Annotated in this window: 14 protein-coding genes; 6 read left to right on the top strand and 8 right to left on the bottom strand. The window is 58.3% G+C overall.

Annotated elements, in window-relative coordinates; all coding sequences use genetic code 11:
* Positions 1-243: 243 nt before the first annotated feature.
* Positions 244-1,848, bottom strand: coding sequence for a peptide chain release factor 3 (locus CRI94_RS13245; RefSeq protein ID WP_218919399.1), 1,605 nt, complete (start codon positions 1,846-1,848; stop codon positions 244-246).
* Between the two features lie 293 nt (positions 1,849-2,141).
* Positions 2,142-2,624 (bottom strand): hypothetical protein, encoded by a 483-nt coding sequence (locus CRI94_RS13240; protein WP_098076554.1) that lies wholly within the window; start codon positions 2,622-2,624, stop codon positions 2,142-2,144.
* Positions 2,625-2,948: 324 nt separating this feature from the next.
* Between CRI94_RS13240 and CRI94_RS13235 the strand changes: the two genes are divergently transcribed.
* Both CRI94_RS13235 and CRI94_RS13230 read left to right on the top strand, forming a co-directional pair.
* Entirely contained in the window at positions 2,949-3,812 is an 864-nt protein-coding gene (locus tag CRI94_RS13235; RefSeq protein WP_098076551.1) for an esterase/lipase family protein, read from the top strand.
* A 102-nt stretch (positions 3,813-3,914) separates the two neighbouring features.
* The gene (locus tag CRI94_RS13230) at positions 3,915-5,228 is read left to right on the top strand and encodes an HD domain-containing protein (protein ID WP_098076548.1); all 1,314 of its coding nucleotides are present in this window, start codon (positions 3,915-3,917) and stop codon (positions 5,226-5,228) included.
* Positions 5,229-5,301: 73 nt separating this feature from the next.
* On the opposite strand, the gene CRI94_RS13225 is transcribed toward CRI94_RS13230, so the two are convergent.
* Together CRI94_RS13225 and CRI94_RS13220 are read right to left on the bottom strand one after the other, a co-directional pair.
* Positions 5,302-7,761: a GumC family protein gene (locus tag CRI94_RS13225; RefSeq protein ID WP_179862305.1), complete on the bottom strand. Its 2,460-nt coding sequence runs from the start codon at positions 7,759-7,761 to the stop codon at positions 5,302-5,304.
* A 122-nt stretch (positions 7,762-7,883) separates the two neighbouring features.
* Positions 7,884-8,828 carry a nucleoside-diphosphate sugar epimerase/dehydratase gene (locus CRI94_RS13220; protein WP_098076542.1) on the bottom strand — a complete coding sequence of 315 codons (945 nt, stop codon included), beginning with the start codon at positions 8,826-8,828 and terminating at the stop codon, positions 7,884-7,886.
* Positions 8,829-9,834: 1,006 nt separating this feature from the next.
* Here CRI94_RS13220 and CRI94_RS13215 point away from each other — a divergent pair.
* From CRI94_RS13215 to CRI94_RS13200, 4 genes are all read left to right on the top strand, one after another.
* Entirely contained in the window at positions 9,835-10,350 is a 516-nt protein-coding gene (locus CRI94_RS13215) for an RNA polymerase sigma factor (RefSeq protein WP_098076539.1), read from the top strand.
* Positions 10,337-11,077, top strand: a complete 741-nt coding sequence (locus CRI94_RS13210; RefSeq protein WP_143815403.1) for an anti-sigma factor — start codon at positions 10,337-10,339, stop codon at positions 11,075-11,077. Before CRI94_RS13215 ends, CRI94_RS13210 begins: the two co-directional genes overlap by 14 nt.
* 46 nt (positions 11,078-11,123) lie before the next feature.
* Positions 11,124-11,717: a DUF4252 domain-containing protein gene (locus tag CRI94_RS13205; protein WP_098076534.1), complete on the top strand. Its 594-nt coding sequence runs from the start codon at positions 11,124-11,126 to the stop codon at positions 11,715-11,717.
* 428 nt (positions 11,718-12,145) lie between these two features.
* Entirely contained in the window at positions 12,146-13,513 is a 1,368-nt protein-coding gene (locus CRI94_RS13200; RefSeq protein ID WP_098076531.1) for a tryptophanase, read from the top strand.
* An 83-nt stretch (positions 13,514-13,596) separates the two neighbouring features.
* Here the strand turns inward: CRI94_RS13200 and ansA are convergent, their stop codons facing one another.
* From ansA to hpt, 4 genes are all read right to left on the bottom strand, one after another.
* Positions 13,597-14,685: an asparaginase gene (gene ansA / locus CRI94_RS13195; protein ID WP_098076528.1), complete on the bottom strand. Its 1,089-nt coding sequence runs from the start codon at positions 14,683-14,685 to the stop codon at positions 13,597-13,599.
* Between the two features lie 53 nt (positions 14,686-14,738).
* Positions 14,739-15,266 (bottom strand): NUDIX hydrolase, encoded by a 528-nt coding sequence (locus tag CRI94_RS13190; protein WP_098076525.1) that lies wholly within the window; start codon positions 15,264-15,266, stop codon positions 14,739-14,741.
* Positions 15,267-15,396: 130 nt separating this feature from the next.
* Complete coding sequence (locus tag CRI94_RS13185; protein ID WP_098076522.1) at positions 15,397-16,047, bottom strand: hypothetical protein; 651 nt, start codon at positions 16,045-16,047, stop codon at positions 15,397-15,399.
* Between the two features lie 206 nt (positions 16,048-16,253).
* Positions 16,254-16,841, bottom strand: coding sequence for a hypoxanthine phosphoribosyltransferase (gene hpt / locus CRI94_RS13180; RefSeq protein ID WP_098076519.1), 588 nt, complete (start codon positions 16,839-16,841; stop codon positions 16,254-16,256).
* Between the last annotated feature and the right edge of the window lie 98 nt (positions 16,842-16,939).

The raw sequence follows: 16,939 nt of genomic DNA, 5'->3' as shown, positions 1-16,939 counted from the left end.
TGGGAGATCTCTTCGTTTTACAGCCCCTCCCCCAGAAGAATCACTCTTTGAGATACCTCGCATCCTGGGCGTGTCAACGAGCGTCCGTTGTTCGATATGCACATACTCCGATAGGATCTTTTAACCATCAGAAGCCCAAAACAGAAAACCACGGGGACCGCCATAAGACGGTGCCACCGTGGTCTAAAATCATCAAATATGTCGAAAAACGGGCCTCTTGTGTAATGTAGACCCGCGCCGGAATCAGATGTCGTTTTCCTCTCCAGTATGCTCTTTCGTCTTCTCGAAGCTCAGCTCCGGCCAGTCGTCGATCGTCCGGTCCAGGCGGAATTGACTGAGGCCGAGATAGGCAAGGTTGCCTTCGGCGTCGCGGAACAGATTGTCGATGTTCTTCGCCTCGAAGTCGTCCAGCACGTCCGCCGGGCCACTCACCCATCGGCAACACGTGTACCGCACGCCAGAGAGGTGGGCATCGACGTTGTATTCATCATCGAGGCGGGCGACAGTCACATCGAACTGCAGTGCGCCGACCGCACCGAGAATGTACGCGTTGCCGCGAAGGGGCCGGAAGACCTGGATGGCGCCTTCTTCGCTGAGCTGAGTCAATCCTTTGTTGAGATGCTTTGCCCGGAAGGGGTCGTCTAGGTGCACCTTTCGGAAGTGCTCCGGCGCAAAACTCGGCACTCCGGTGAAGTGGAGCTCTTCCCCATCGGTAAAGGTATCGCCAATCTTGATCGTGCCGTGGTTCATGATGCCGATGATGTCGCCCGGGTACGCGGTATCGACGCCCGCGCGGTCCTGCGCCATGAACGTGGTCGCGTTTTGAAGACGCGTTTCGTCTCCGGTACGCTGGTGCACGACCTTCATCCCCCGCTTGAAGCGTCCAGAGCAGACGCGCACAAACGCCATCCGGTCACGGTGCTTCGGGTCCATGTTCGCTTGAATCTTGAACACGACGCCGGAGAAATTTGCCTCCTCCGGCTGAACGGTTCGCGTGGTCGTTGGTCGCGGGCGCGGCGTCGGAGCAAGCTCCACGAAGGAATCCAGCATGTCGCCCACCCCGAAGTTCGATAGGGCGCTTCCGAAGAAGACCGGCGTCTGGCGGCCATCAAGGTACGCTTGCTTGTCGAGGTCATTTCCGGCCTCGCGCATTAGCTCGACATCGAAGCGGAGGTCTTCAGCCTGGTCCCCGAGCACGTCGTCGAGGCGGCTATCATCGATTGACTCGATCGGGAGACGCTCGTGATTGCCCTCCATGTCCGCGTGCGAAAACAGGTGCAACTCATCGCGGTGGAGGTTATACGTCCCCCGGAACCGATCCCCCTGACCGATCGGCCAGGAAAGCGGGACGGTTTCCAGATCGAGCGACTCTTCGATGTTTTGCAGCAGGTCGAGTGGCGGTAAGCCGTGACGGTCCATCTTGTTGATGAACGTGATCACCGGCATATCGCGCATGCGACAGACTTCCATGAGCTTGCGCGTCTGCTGCTCAACCCCCTTTGCGTTATCAAGCACCATGATGACGCTGTCAGCGGCGGTGAGCACCCGATAGGTGTCCTCCGAGAAATCACGGTGCCCCGGCGTGTCGAGGAGGTTCATCTCCAACTCCTTGTACCGGAACTGCATGACGGACGAGGTCACAGAAATGCCCCTCTCCTGCTCCATCGACATCCAGTCACTTCTGGCGTGCCGGTCTGCCTTGCGCGCCTTGATTTCGCCCGCCTCACGGATCGCTCCTCCCATGTAGAGAAGCTTTTCCGTCAGGGTCGTCTTACCGGCATCCGGGTGCGAAATGATCGCAAACGTACGCCGACGATTGATCTCCCGGCGCAGCTCCTTGTCGCCGATCGGAATGCCATCCGCGGTCACCCCAGGTGCAGAATCGGAAGCGGGTTGACCATCGCCTGACGGCGCATCAACCTGCGGAGCATCGGTTGTGGAAGAAGAAGTAGTCACGAGGGAAAAGTCGGTTGATCATGGCACATCGGCATGATCACGGAGTGGATTTCCGTGATGCATCATGTCAATACGACAAAGCCTCCAATCGGTTTTGTGGGATCACGAAGTTTACACCTCCTCCGTATGCCAGGTCGTCTCGCCTCCTCCTCGTCTATATCTCGATATTCCCCCTACGACGGATTTCAACCAGGTGGAGGCGCGATGCGCTCGACATCCACGCCTCGGAGCCCAACCTCCCCGATGCTCTGTCCCCCTGTAAACGGAATCCAGTACAGATCGTCGTTATCACCGGTCTTCATTTCGTACGGCGCAAGCGTGGTTGCAAACCGATCCGACACTTCACCGTCGGGTGAACGAAAGATGATTGTGAACGCCACTCTCACGGATATACCGCTCGTATTCTGAAGCCGAACGACGATGCCATCATCCAATTCGTTGGCTTCGGCATAATAAATGTAGGAGATTTGAACCCCGTTGACGGCTACGATCTGATTCCACGCTGCGTCATGCCACGGCCGACCACCGGAGTTCTGATTCGCTTCCGTGCTGTCCGTCGTATCTCGAGCCACCTGGTCACGGTCACCGATTGAGGGCACGGTCAGAGTGAGAAACCCCGAGATCAGAAGGCCAAGCGATACGACCAGCGCCGGGACCACGCACAGCATCCGGGATCGAGAATTGAATTGTGAAACGCGGTCGCCCATAACGACTCGGGTCGTAGACGTTTTTAACGTTGTGACAGCTTGCTGAACCGGAGGCGACGGAGCGCAAGGCCACGTGTCTTACGATGAACCGGACGGCTCGTATCGTTGCTTCACGATGCATCGGCGCAAACGGTCAAATCGACACCAGATTGGGCTTCATCGCACTTGACGTAGCTCGGGGCTCCGCGCGTCGAACCCTACCATGGGCTGTAGAAGTACGACGAGCGACAGTAACCGGTTCGAGCATTCCTGTCCTCCTCATCTGAAACTGCCGAAGTACCGTTCATGCCAAAGCAACTCACCGCGACTGCGCTCCAACGCATCGCCGGGCTCGAAGCCTTTCCTCAACCATCGATCATTCCGCTCAGTACACCTGTCGTGCTCATGCACGGGTTCGGCATGGGCGCAACCTTCCGCCGCGGCGGCCACCTACATGAGGAGGCCATGTACCTACGCACGCGTGGCATCCGCGCATATGCTCCGAACGTCGCCGCATACAACACCGTCGATGCACGATCGTCGATGTGGCTTCGGCGAATCGCCCCAATTCTAGATGAGACCCGGTCCGACCGTATTATCATCATCGCCCACTCGATGGGGGGACTGGACGCGCGGCACCTGATCCACAACGAAGGACTCCACGAGGTCGTCGACGTACTCATCACCGTATCCACCCCGCATCGCGGGTCGTCGATAGCGAACCTGGTCCTCGAGCAGCCGAGTGTCGTACGCAATTGGATGATGGAGATGGCTGACTGGCTGGGCAAGCATGCGCTTGAGGACGCTACAGCAAACGCCCTACAGGCTATCACCCAGTTGACTCCTTCCTATCTAAACTCGTCATTCAATCCGGAAACTCCCGACCACCCCGACGTGGAGTACTGGTCGTTCGCCGGTCACGCAGGAAAGGGAACGGAGATCACCATGGATCCGGTGCTCCGATTTTTGAACGCCTATCTATACGACCGCGAGGGACCGAATGACGGCTTTGTTTCCGTCGACAGCGCACGCTGGGGCACCTTTTGCGGAACGGTTGAAGCGGATCACGCACGGCAGGTCGGATTTCAGTCGAAACTCGGTGGGGCAACGTTCGACTCAAACGGATTCTACGCGACAATCGCAGATAAACTCTACAACGCCGGCTACTAGCGACTGTGCTCCGGTCGGTCGCACATCGGTTTCAGGTGCAGAAGCGAACGCGGACCGGCGCCTTCTCCCCCTTCCCACTCCTCAACTTCTCTACTCAGACTTTTGTCCGAGACCCGCTTTAAGCTTTTCTCCGACCCGGTTCACGGGTTCATTTCCGTCCCAAAAAACTTGATCCTCGATCTCGTTCAGACGCCGGAGGTACAGCGACTTCGGCGCATCCGGCAGATGGGCGTGGCCCACCTCGTCTTCCCCGGAGCAGAGCATACACGCTTCGTCCATGCGCTGGGCGCAATGGCGCTGATGCAGGACGCGCTGAAGAACTTAAACGAGAAAGGGACGGAGATTTCCTCGCATGAATATACGGCCGCCCTCGCTGCCGCCCTTCTTCACGACATCGGACATGGCGCCTTTTCCCACACGTTGGAGCACGAGCTCGTCAGGGATTTTGAGCACGAGGATATGAGCCGCCTCCTTCTAGGAGACCTGAACGAGCGATTCGACGGTGCGCTCGATCTCGCCATCGAGATGTTTGACGACACATATGAGCGACCCTTTTTCCATGAGCTCGTGGCGAGCCAACTTGACATGGATCGGCTCGACTACTTGCGTCGGGACTCGTTTTACACAGGCGTGGCCGAGGGCGAGGTGGGCGTCCAACGGATCATCAAAACGATGCGCGTGCATCCATTGGACGGAGGATCCGACTCCCATATCGCGATCGAGGGAAAAGGTATTTACGCGGTCGAGAATTTTCTTCTCTCGCGCCGGCTCATGTACTGGCAAGTTTACCTGCATAAAACGGTTCTCGCGGGCGACCAGCTCCTCCGGGCCATTCTCAAGCGTGTTCGCTGGCATGCAGAGCGCAACCAGCACCTGGACACACTGGAGCGTGGCTCAGATGCCCTTCTCTACTTCCTCCGCCGAGACGTGCACGCGGACGACCTCCGCGACCCGGCCGTCAGACAGCGCTACTGCGATATCGACGACACCGATATCCTGTTCAGCCTCAAGCAGTGGATGCGTGCCGACGACCCCGTGCTGGCAGATCTGTCGCGTCGTTTCATCAACCGTGACTTCTTCCGCGTGACGTTTCTGCCATCTCACCCGAACGCTCCACAAATCGAATCCTGGAGGGAGCGCGTTGCCGACTGGCTCATCGCGAACGACATCTCAGACGCGAACTCGGCAGAACGTGATGCGCGACTATACATCACCATCGACCGCTCTGGACACACGGCCTACGAAAGTTCGCGCGAGATGATCACGATTATCGACCGTGAGGGCCGAACCCACGAACTTACAGAACGAACCGACAGCCCGGCGCTGTCGAGCCTATCCGGCTCCGTCGTCAAACCGTACGTTTGCTATCCGAAGCCGGTCGATCTGCCGCTAGACGCAGTCACCGATCCCATTTAGGCATAACCGACTATTCCGATCGAATCCTCGTGCTGCCATTGCATCGCTGGCGTCATCACACGGACGACGATCGTCAACCTTTGATGAGGGTGCGAAGGCGGCGCCGCAGTCGTGCTGTCACGGGCGGAGTCTCCGGGCCGCGTCCGTACGCGCTGTACGCAGCCGACTGTCCGCCGTAGGCATACGTTTGCCCATACCCATAGAAGGGGCTCGCAGATGCAGAATACCGGTTCAGTACGCCGACAACCACGTCGGAACCAAGCGTGTGGAACCGATCCTTCACATCGGAAAATGCCCGCGCTGACGTTTGGTCTGCCGAAGCAACCAGTAGGACGACATCAGCCGAATTGGAAATGCGGTGGGCGTCATCAAAGAGACGCGCGGGTGGCGTGTCAATGATGACCAAATCCCAATCGTTCTCGACCCGATCGACAAGCTTGCGGATACGCTGTTCGTGAAGGAGGAGACCCGGCTGTGGAACCGTATTGCCCGCAGTTACGAGACCAAGTCGACCGGGGTAGGCATCGCCGGTAGAGGCCCCATCCCCTGCGGAGAAATCATCTACGGACGGGCCCTCCTCCGACATCTCATTCCACGTCCCGGGGTCCCGTAGACCGGTCACATCCGTGATCTCCAATTCTCGTCCACGTCCCAGAAAATCCGTCACCCCGGGCTTGACGTTTTCGCCGAAGGCCCGATGTAGAGAGGGCTTTCGTAGGTCGAGATCAATCAACAGCGTTCGGCAACCGGCTTCGCTGAACGCCGGACCGAGATTCGCTGTCATCGTCGTCTTCCCGTCGCCGGGCCCTGGGCTCGTGACGACGATCGTCTGCACCGATGACGGAAGCCCCAGGCGGATGTTGGTCGCGACGTGACGGTACGCTTCCGAGGCCACGCAATAGGGCGATACAATCCCCGGTCTCTTCTTGTGTCGACCGTTCGAACGAGCCCCATTCAATGACGGCGCATCCTCAACTTCGGCCACACCCTGAATGATGAAATCAGAATCCCATTCTGGAACGGTGCCAAAGAGTTTCTCATCCGACCGCTCGACATCCTCAGGACGCTCGATCACGTCATCAATCTTGTCGTAAACGAGAACGAGGCCGAACGAGAGAATCAGGCCAAGACAGAGCGCAAGGCCGACGTTTCGTGATACGTCAGGACGGATCGGCTGGAGAACGGGCGATGCCCACCGAATGACCTGAGCCTGCTCGGGACTCGAATTCTCCGCAACCTGCGCTTTCTGGAGGCTTTTTGACAGCGTGAGGAAGAGCTCTTGCAGCGTCTCCTTGCGGCGCTCGAGACGGGTAAGCGTTCGATCCGGCCCGAGACTGCTCAGCGTACGCTTTCGCTCAGCGATCTTCCCCTCCAACTTCGACGTGCGGGCACGGAGTTGAGAAAGACGCGTTTCACGGGTCATGATCTGGCGCTGCAGATCCACCATACCCGTCAGCTCGCCGCCCTCTCCCGATGACTCAACGACATCCGTCTCGAGGGATTCCCGTACGTACCGGTCAGCCAGGCGTTTGGCCTTGGCCTCAAGATTCGCGAGCCGCGTCCGGCCTTCGCGAAGATGCTTTTGTACGGTCGCACTCTGCGCATCATTGTTCTCCTCAACCATCTCTAGCCGGTTACGAAGATTGAGGATCGCCTCCTGCGTTTGCTCCAACTCCGAAGAGGTTGTCGACGCCGCTCGGTCCGCCACATCGGGTCGTAGGCGTTTGTACCGAGACCGTGCAGAGTCGAGAAGCGCTTGCTCCATGTTAATCTTGAGCTCAAGCTCCCCACGCTGTTCTTCAAGGCTTGAGATCTCCTCGGAAATCCGACTCATGTTGCCCATAAACGCCGAACTTTCCTCCGTCTCCGTCGCCAACTTCTCAGGGCCTCTCTCGCGGATGTGTTCACTCAGCGAGTCTTCTACGAGTTGAAGCTCGCGTTCAAGTTCGCCCCGCTGCTGCTCCAGGAATTGCCGGGTCGCCCGAGCACGGGCACTCTGTGTTCGCTGAAGATGATCGAAATACGTTTCTACGAGGGTATTCGCCAACACCACCGCCTCGTCTGGACTCCCGCCCGTGGCCACCACCCGGATCGACTCCACGTCGCGGCTTCCCTGAGTAACGCGAATTCGGCTACGTAGTCGGCTCGCAAGCTCCGCCAGTGACGTCCCGCCCGATGTCGACCATCCCGATAGCACGAGACTCGAGTCAGGGTCGTCTGCCTGATCGCGGATCCGTTCCGCCACATGACGCAGGAAGACGTCCGACTCGTTCAGATAGTAAATCTCGCGCTCCACGTCTTGCCCATCTTCGGCCATCAGATTGATCTCTTCCGATAACGTTTTTGCGTTCTCCTGCCGAAGCAGAAAGACGGCACTGGAACGGTATACCTTGTCAAGACGGCCATAGTAGGCGTAGGTAGACACAGCGACCAGCATGGTGAGTCCCAGAATGACCCACTTCCCGCGCCAGGCGAGGCGCACGAAGCGGAAGATCTGGTCGGAAGCCTGACGAGGTTTGGTGGAAGACTGCATCGGGTATAGTGAATCCGATCGTTCGGCACCAGAGGTGTTGTTCGGGGGCATACCGTAGGGTTTCATAAAGACCGAGCGCTACGTGAGGTACGCGAGGACGGGGAGGAACGCACCGTCAGACGTCAGACCGGTGGCTTCGCGGTCGCTTCCCGCGTTATCGTCTGGGCCTCCTGATTGTCCGTCACACCGGAAGCCGAGGACACATCGACGGCAAACCGGACGACCGATACGTCCATAGCTTCCGGCTTAGAAACCACCTGCTGTACCGATTCCGATCGATCGCGGGAAGCCGTAGACGGGACGATGATTTCGTCGATAGATAGATCGACAACGGCCTCCCGAACGTTTTCTTCGCCTCCAATCACGGGCAAGCCCTGCATTAGATAGCCATGATCCTCCGCTTCACCGATAAAGCCTCGGACGACACGCCCGGACTTCGCCTTCTGACGCAGCGCGCGCAGTGCAAACTCACTCTCCGCGCCCAGGCCGACGATAAGCACCGAGACAGCCTCTGACGTGTCCGTATGCGTTGATACGACCCGGTAGCCTGCACGAACGCATACGCGCGTTACCACCATCGCCCCGGCGATAATAATGGCGTCCGTGAGAACGACGAGCAAGATCGCGTCGACCGAGACCGTGGGATAACCAGCCACGACGACCATTGACAGCCAACCTCCAGCGGCAGCGGCACCAAGCACAACAGCCCCCAAGAGACGCGTGATGTCTGGTGTGCCAGCGTATCGCCAGAGGGTATGATGCAGACCCATCAGTCGAAATATTCCCGTTTTCCCTGATGCCACGACCGGCGCCCAGGCCACCAAGGGAATGGCCCATACTCCAGACGGAAGAGCGACCAGACCATGCAGATACAGTGCCGCCCCGAACGAAGCTGTGCCAATGATGAGGTCGAGAACGGCAACATGAGCCGTGGAAGAGAGAACGCGCTCGGCCCATTGCACAAAATTGATGATTTGCCCCGTTCCACCGACCTTTCCGCGCGCAATAGATGACGGCCGATGCATGCGCTGATCCTCTGGTACCGAACGGTCTTTAGACTGCTCCATGAACGGGGCCGAGGCTGCTTAATTTGATGACCGACATTGAAGATCGGGCTCTACACCCAACTTTACTTAAGCTTATGTAAGGCCTATTCCATCGCAATCACAAACACAAGTTGAACTATTTTCTCATTCGTAATGATAAATTTGTATGCCACATAACGATGAAACCACATGCCGCTACTCTCACATAGTCTCGCCGCAAGCGGTCATATCCAGTCACGAAAACTCATCCGCACCGTGCTGACACCGAGAAGTCAGCACGTGACCTTAAGGAATCGAGCGAGGGATCGCTTGCGGCGGACACTACGCTCCATATCATCCTACCGATGATTTCGTGGTCATCACGGTCTTAATAGCACTCGAACGGCTGCTTCCCTATTATTAGGACACGTCGGGTCGCTCCTACGGGCCGTTGTCCTTCCAGCGGGGCGCGCGATGAATGCAGATGCGAAACCGTAGAGTGAATTGGTCAGCCCCTTTTGAGCGGGCAGCCTTGGGCCATCCAAACGTACGGACCTCTTGACGGTCGGCCCTCACTATGCTCGCAATACCAGGCTTGCGTCATGTCTCGCACCGTGTCTACTGCATCATTATGAACGGATCACCGTCGTGCCTATCACAGGCATGAACGACTGCGCTTACGTTTTCACGATCCATCCGCCAAACCGGGTATCAATGATTCACTTTTCGCTATCGCGGCTGCCTCCGGCACTGCGTCATTCGCCCGATTTAATCAGATCAATGTCGTGACGGCTCGACGATGCGGATGGCAGCACTGGTGCGAACGCCCCCGCATATTCACTCAGAGCACCGAACTGAAGGTCATAACGCGCGATTCATCTTTCTTTTACACCACGCCCGCTCAGGCTGTAACACTTTCGGATCACTCATCGTGAAGTGGGTGAGATCGCGAAGGCGGACCGTATTCGATACCCGGTTTGACCGGATATCCAAGCGCGCGTCCCCTCACCCAGCCTTCGGCGGCGCCTCATTCATTCCTTAGAGACCTGTGGACTCCTTCGAACAACAGGTGCACCAGTACCAGGATCGCGTCTACGGCTTTGCCTGCTATTTCCTTAAGAACGAGACAGCAGCCAAAGATGTCACCCAGGACGTGTTCATCAAGTACTGGGAACACTACGACGACATCGACCAGGATCGGGCGATCGGATGGCTTTTACGAGTCACCAAGAATGCCTGCATCGACGTGATCCGAAAGCGCAAAACGCGCCGCAAGTCGGTCACGGTCGACAGCGAGAGCCTCGACCGGGCTGAGTCGATTACTCCGTCCCCACATGCTGAAGCAGAGTCCTCCGATTTCCAGGAGCACCTGGACCGGGCACTCGATGAAGTAGATGAACCGTATCGCAGTGTAGTAATTCTGCGCGAGATCCAGAATCTGAAGTATAAGGAGATCGCGGAGGCACTGGACATGCCGATTAATACGGTGAAGGTCTACATCCACCGTGGACGGAAGAAACTTCGCAAACAACTCGCAGAGGTACTTGATCATGAGACAGCCTGACGTTCCCTCACGGGATGACTGGATGGACGAGCGGGTAGAGGCCTTCGTCGACGGTGACCTTACCGGAGATGAATACGCTACCTTTACGTCCATCCTAGAAGATGACACGTACTGGCAGACGCAGGTTCGCCAGGCTGAGCGCATCCGGGAGAGGCTGCACGAGCTTCCTGAAAAGCCGTGCCCATCGGATGTTACCCACGCCATCTTCGAGCGCACCTCGCGGGCGCACGCCTCGCACGTTGCCCTTCCGTGGTGGAAGGACCTGCTACGTCAAGCCATGCAGGCGTGGCGTGCTCTGATGACGGCCCACCGCCGACCGGTCGTGGACTATGCCGTCGGGGTTGCCCTTGTCGGGATCGCGGTGTTCTTCATCGTCAACCCGCTGGAGGACCCCGCTAACCAGGGCCCCACCGCTACGAATGTGTCATCCACCTTCAATACTGCCGCCCCAATCCAGGCGCCGTATTCCGAGGCGGATGTGCAACGCGCCACCCAGCGTGCGTACCGCGCATTTGATTATATTTCCAACGCGGGCAAACGGGCATCATCGGTCGTCCACGATGAGATGCAACAGGCCGCTTCTCCCGCATCACAGTCGGGGGCCTCAGCATCCAGCGACTCGGGTTCCGCATCTTCCGCGGATGGCACAGAGATGAAGATCGCCAACGAGCCGGATTCCTCCCCCGATCCCCACGAAGGCGTTCGGTCGTCAGCGACAGATCGCTGAGCCGAGCCACGCCCCCACGGACTTTTCCCTGCATACGCTTACCGATATGCGACGCCTCTCAGCTTTTTCCTGGATCCCGATTCTCGCAATTATTGCGGGTCTCGGCTTCATGCTCGACCCCGCTCAGTCTCAACCCACGTCGGACGACGACCTCGCCGCACAGGCGGGCTACGTTGACTTCTCTGGAATCGACAGCTGGTTTGACGCGGAAGCCTCCACGGAAGTCGACATTCGCGGACCACTCGTCAATCTCGTTGCGCAGGCAGCCGAGTCGTCCGACCCTGACTTTGCCAGTATGATGGGTGATGTCGTGGCGATCCAGGTTCGGGGCTACCCGCTTCCTGAAGATCGAGTCAAGGACATTCGTTCGCGCACGAACCAGCTCGCGCAGTCTCTCGAAGATAGCGGTTGGTCTCGTGTCATCTACGTTCGCGAAGAGGGCGAGCAAGTTAGCATCTACATTCAGAAATCCGGCGACCGCATTGCCGGCTTGACCCTCCTGTCGACGAAGCCCGGAAAAGAGAGTGTCTACGTGAACATCGTTGGCTCGCTCTCGCCCGATCAGATCGCCGCCCTCGGGCGCGGACTGAATGTGTCGGCGCTCGAACAGGTCGACGTCAGTCGAAATTCGCCGAACTAGCCGCCCACGCGCCAACAACGAATGGCGCCGTAGCCGCGTGCAGCCGTCCACCTCTTTCCCTGGCGGCTCTCTTTTACACTGACTCGCGCTACGCCGGGATTGTGGGTGATCCCGGACGGACCGGTCCTCCGGTCTCGTGCGCATCTCGTGAGGCAGGTGAGTCCTCACGAGCCACCGTCCTCCGACCTGTCTACAGGCTGGGGGACGGTGTTCGTTTACTCAAAGACACACACGGACGAACGCACACTCGTCTAACGGCAAGCCGACCGATGCATCGGAACGACCAAGGACTCGACATGGCCGTCCAGATTCTGCGGTGATAGCATTTGGCTGGGTCTATCGCGCATTTTCTGTTGGGCCTTTCCCCCGTGCCCTGCCCTTTGTACGTTGGCGGACCGAGCGTTCTTGCGAACTCAACCGCCTGCCCCATGAAGACCATCATTGAGCCGTTTCGGATCAAAGCCGTCGAGCCTATCCGGATGACCACCCGGGCTCAGCGACAGGAACTAATCGAAGCCGCTCATTACAACCTGTTCTCGCTGAAGTCAGAGGATGTCATCATCGACCTGCTGACGGATTCCGGCACCTCTGCGATGAGCGCGGCACAGTGGGCAGGAATCATGCAAGGGGACGAAAGCTATGCGGGCTCCCCGTCCTTTCACCGATTCGAGGCCGCGGTGAAAGAGTTGATGCCCTTCAAGCACGTCATCCCGACGCACCAGGGTCGGGCAGCCGAGCGGATTCTCATGGAGGTCGTGGCGTCGGAGGGCCATGTCATCCCTTCGAACACGCACTTCGACACCACACGCGCTAACGTGGAGTCCACGGGCGCGGAAGCGCTCGATCTCGTCATTTCGGAGGGACGCGACCCGGAACTGGAGCATCCCTTCAAGGGAAACATCGACACCAAGCGCCTCAACGCACTTCTTTCGGAACGTGGAGACGACGTCCCGCTGGTTATGCTGACCATCACGAACAACTCCGGCGGGGGGCAGCCGGTCTCCATGGCGAATATTCGTGAGGCCAAAGCCGTCTGTGCGGAACACGACACGCCGCTTTTTCTCGACGCCTGCCGCTTTGCGGAGAACGCCTACTTCATCAAGCAGCGTGAAGACGGATACGGCGACAAAAGCATCCCGGACATCGTCCGCGAGATGTTCTCGCATGCCGACGGCATGACCATGAGTGCCAAGAAAGATGCCCTGGTCAACATTGGCGGGTGGTTGGCTCTCAACGACGACACATGGGCCATGCACGCACGCAACCAGCTCATTTTGACCGAAGGGTTTCCGACGTACGGGGGCCTCGCCGGACGCGATCTGGAAGCCATCGCCATTGGGCTGAAAGAGATCGTCGAGGAGGATTATCTCGAATACAGAATGGCCTCCACGCGGTACCTCGGTCGCGCGCTGACGGAGATGGGCGTGCCGATTGTTCGACCCGTTGGCGGTCACGCCGTTTATATCGACGCGAAGTCACTGCTGCCTCATATCCCTCCCCTGGAGTATCCTGGACAGGCGCTCGCCGTGGCTCTCTACCTTACCGGCGGCATCCGGGGATGTGAAATCGGATCGGTCATGTTCGGCCGGCAGGCAGACGGCAGTGAAGAGCCGGCCGCGATGGAGCTTGTTCGGCTTGCTATCCCACGGCGCGTCTACACGCAGAGCCACGTCGACTACGTGATCGAGGTATTTGAAGACGTCTACGACCGGCGAGACGAACTTAGCGGCTACACCATCACAGAAGAACCGCCGCAACTCCGCCACTTCACCTGCCACTTCGAACCGAAAGGCTAACCAGCCCGGCGAGCAACGGTGGCGTGCATGAGCCAGCCGGGTCCTGTGCGCGGAATCGCTGCTCGGCAACGGCTGAAGCACCGCTACCTGTACCCGGCGAGACGACGTCGCGTCTTTCCGAGAGCCGCGGGCGTTTCTTCCGGTGGGGTGAGCTCCCCGCGAAGATTCTCCTGCATGAGATCGCGGACCTCGTCTTCCGGAAGGCCCTGCTCGAAGAGGTAGTAGAGCTTCGCGAGGGCTGCTTCGGTTGTAATGTCGAAGCCGCTCACGACGCCCGCGTCCTGCAGCGCCCGCCCCGTTGCGTACAGGTTGAGGTCTGCCGTGCCCCGTAGCGGCTGCGTGACGGCCACGATCACCACGCCGCGTTCGGTCGCGTCTCGGAGCGTCTTTAGGAACGCCTCATTCTGATCAGGCGCGTTCCCCGATCCGAAGCACTCAAGGACGACGCCCTGCACTGGCGGGGACAGGAGGTTGCGAAGAGAGTCGGGATCGAGACCTGGAAAGATGCGGAACGCGGTCACCGACGCCGTTCCGAGCTCAACCACGGAAGGCACGGGGGCCGGTCCTCCAGCATCCGGCACGAGCCCCCAGTCGATTTCGACATTGATGCCGACGCGTCCAACCGGTGGGAAGTTTGGACTGTCGAAAGCCGCGAATGCATCCGCGTTCACCTTCGTGGTGCGGTTTCCGCGATACAGGTGATCGTCGAAGAAGAGATACACGCCCGGCAACCGGTCGCTGTAGGCGCCGAGCAAAAGAAGCGACGTGAGCAGGTTGCCCTGCGCGTCGTTTCGCGTTTCCGAGAGCGGGATTTGCGAGCCGGTCAAGACGACCGGTTTGTCGAGAGGATCCAGCATGAACGACAGAGCGCTCGCGGTGAACGACATCGTGTCGGTGCCGTGCACCACCAGGAAGCCGTCGTAGTCATCCCAGTTCGCCTGGATCACCTCGGCAATCTCCAGCCAGTGCGAAGGCGTCATGTTCGAGCTGTCGAGCAGCGGGTCGAACTCATAGACGTCGTAGTCCGGGACGGCGTCTTCCTGAAACAGCGGAAGCTGCTGCATGCGGCGCTGCAGGTATTCCGAAGCCGGTGCGTATCCCCCACTCGCCGTTCTGCGCATCCCAATGGTTCCACCGGTGTAGGCGATAAAGATGCGCGGAGATCGATTCATACCGTAGTTGGGTCAGGGGAAGGAGGAAAACCGCAAGGGGAAGCGTGACGACGTCAATCAGCCGGCTCTGCACGCAGTGAACCGCCGATCCGTCCCCGCACGACAGTATCGTCCGGGTCGAGAGCAAGCGGGATAAGCCAGCGTAGATTCGGAAGACACTGCGACCGGACGGTGCCGGGGCGTAGCACGTCGCCTAGCGCTATCCGCCGTATGGGTTCCGTCTCGACGGTGCGCACGTCGCGAACCGCTACGTCGGAAATCGCACGAAAGAAGACAACCTGGCCCGCTCCGTCCCCCGGCCCCTCTCCTTCGCCCCAGCCGAGAATGCAAAACGGTATCCAGACGTCGGGGCCGTCACCGGTTGCCGGTAGCTCGACACCGGCTTCCTCGTAGAACTCGCGTCTCATCGCCTCGCTAGCGGTTTCACCGGGCTCCACCTTTCCCCCCACCCCGTTGTAGCGACCCGCCTGCCAGTCCGGCTTGCTCTTCTCGATGAGAATTACGGTCTGGCGATCGGAGTCGAAGCAGAACCCACAGACATACGCTTGTTCGTGGCCTGACACGGAGAGCTCGATCGACATGACAATGGATTTGAGAATACGAGATCGTGGTGAGTCCCATAGAGAGCGCCACCCGTACCGCTATGAGTGTTTAGCGATCTCGGGTGGCGCACAGGTACAACTGTAAACGGTGCAACACGGCACGACCCGTTTAACGAGCACGGGCCGTAGCATCGCTGCCGCGATATATGAATTCCAAGGGCTGACCCTCGCCGTCCGCGACAAAAACGAGCCCGGATACTGTAGCGCCCGACGGAACAGTGACGCCGTACAGCGACTCCTCTTCGAAGTCACTTTCGAGTTTCGCGTTCGCCGTCGCACCCCGAATGATGTTGAAAACGCTGATCACTGGTCCGACCGGAATGTATGTTGTTTTGCCACTGGAACTGGTATAGTAGACATTCAGCAGTCCCCATAGAACGTGCCAGCCATACGCTTGACCGAGGTCGTCAGCAGCTTTCTGGGGCGGGACGAGGTATGGACGGGCGCCATCAGATGTCACGTCCAGGAGGTCGCGATGAAGCGTAACTGGATCGCTACTATTGTTCGTGACGCGAAGAGGAATGGGCGCAACATTTTTCTTACGAGACTTATCGGCATAACCACCGTTGCCAGATGCTTCGAGCACATTCAGCCGATACTCAAACGTCAATGGGCCGCTGTCGCTGGGCGAGCCGTACTGAGCCGTTTGAATAGGAATGCCAGTATACCCGTGTGCACAACCGGATACGAGTACAGCAAAAACAAGCAGGAAAAGTGGAAGACTCCGGCCCGATAGAGCCGATGATGACGTTGAATACATCTTAAGACGTAAAGACAGGGATAAAAGGGGTGAAAACGAGCATTTGACCCATGACAGATAGCCACTTTCTTTATGCTCGCATCCCAAGTATACCTTGCTCTTAAGTCAAATAAAAGAACACACTTCAACCCTACCGACTAAAAGCCAAAATACACTCCGTCAAGGCGTCACCAAAAAGCATTCTGTCATCATGATATTTACTGCGGTCATTTTTCGTCAAGAATGTAGATATCCGGCAGATTCCTCGCGATTTGGCCGTAATCCAGGCCGTAGCCGATCACGAAAAGGTCCGGGATTTCGAAGCCGACGTAATCAAGCGTGAGATCAGGCTCTGTGGAGGCCGGCTTGTGAAGGAGTGAAGCGACACGCACTGACTTCGGGTTATAATCGGCCAGCCGGTTCATCATGAACTGCATCGACAAACCGGTGTCGACGATGTCCTCGATAACGATGACATCCCGTCCCTCAAGATTTGCGTCGACACTCTTGAGTTCGTGAACCTGGCCGGAACTCACCTTCTCATCTCCGTAGGACGACAGCTTGATGAAGTCCACCTCGCAGTCGATGTCGATGGTCCGCATCAGATCAGCGGTAAACATGAACGCGCCGTTGAGCACGCTAATGAGGATCGGCGTTTTTCCTTCGTACTCGTTACTGATCTGGCGGCCGATCTCCGCGATACGCTTCTGGATTCGATCGCTGTCGAGATAAAGACGGAACCGCTCACCGCGACAGGTGATGGTCTGTTCATGCGTCTGGGCAGGCGCCTCGGTAAGGTCACGCGTAGTGGACATGGACGACTCGTGGGTTGAGGGCAAAAGCGAGGACGATGAGGGACGGTCGTACCAGCAAGCAGCGAAAGCCGTACCATCACGCTCGAATGTTTAAAAAC

Origin of the sequence: Longibacter salinarum (assembly GCF_002554795.1) — a bacterium.
Taxonomy (GTDB): domain Bacteria; phylum Bacteroidota; class Rhodothermia; order Rhodothermales; family Salinibacteraceae; genus Longibacter; species Longibacter salinarum.
The sequence above is the reverse complement of the archived record's forward strand: the minus strand, read 5'-3'. Positions and strand labels throughout refer to the sequence as shown.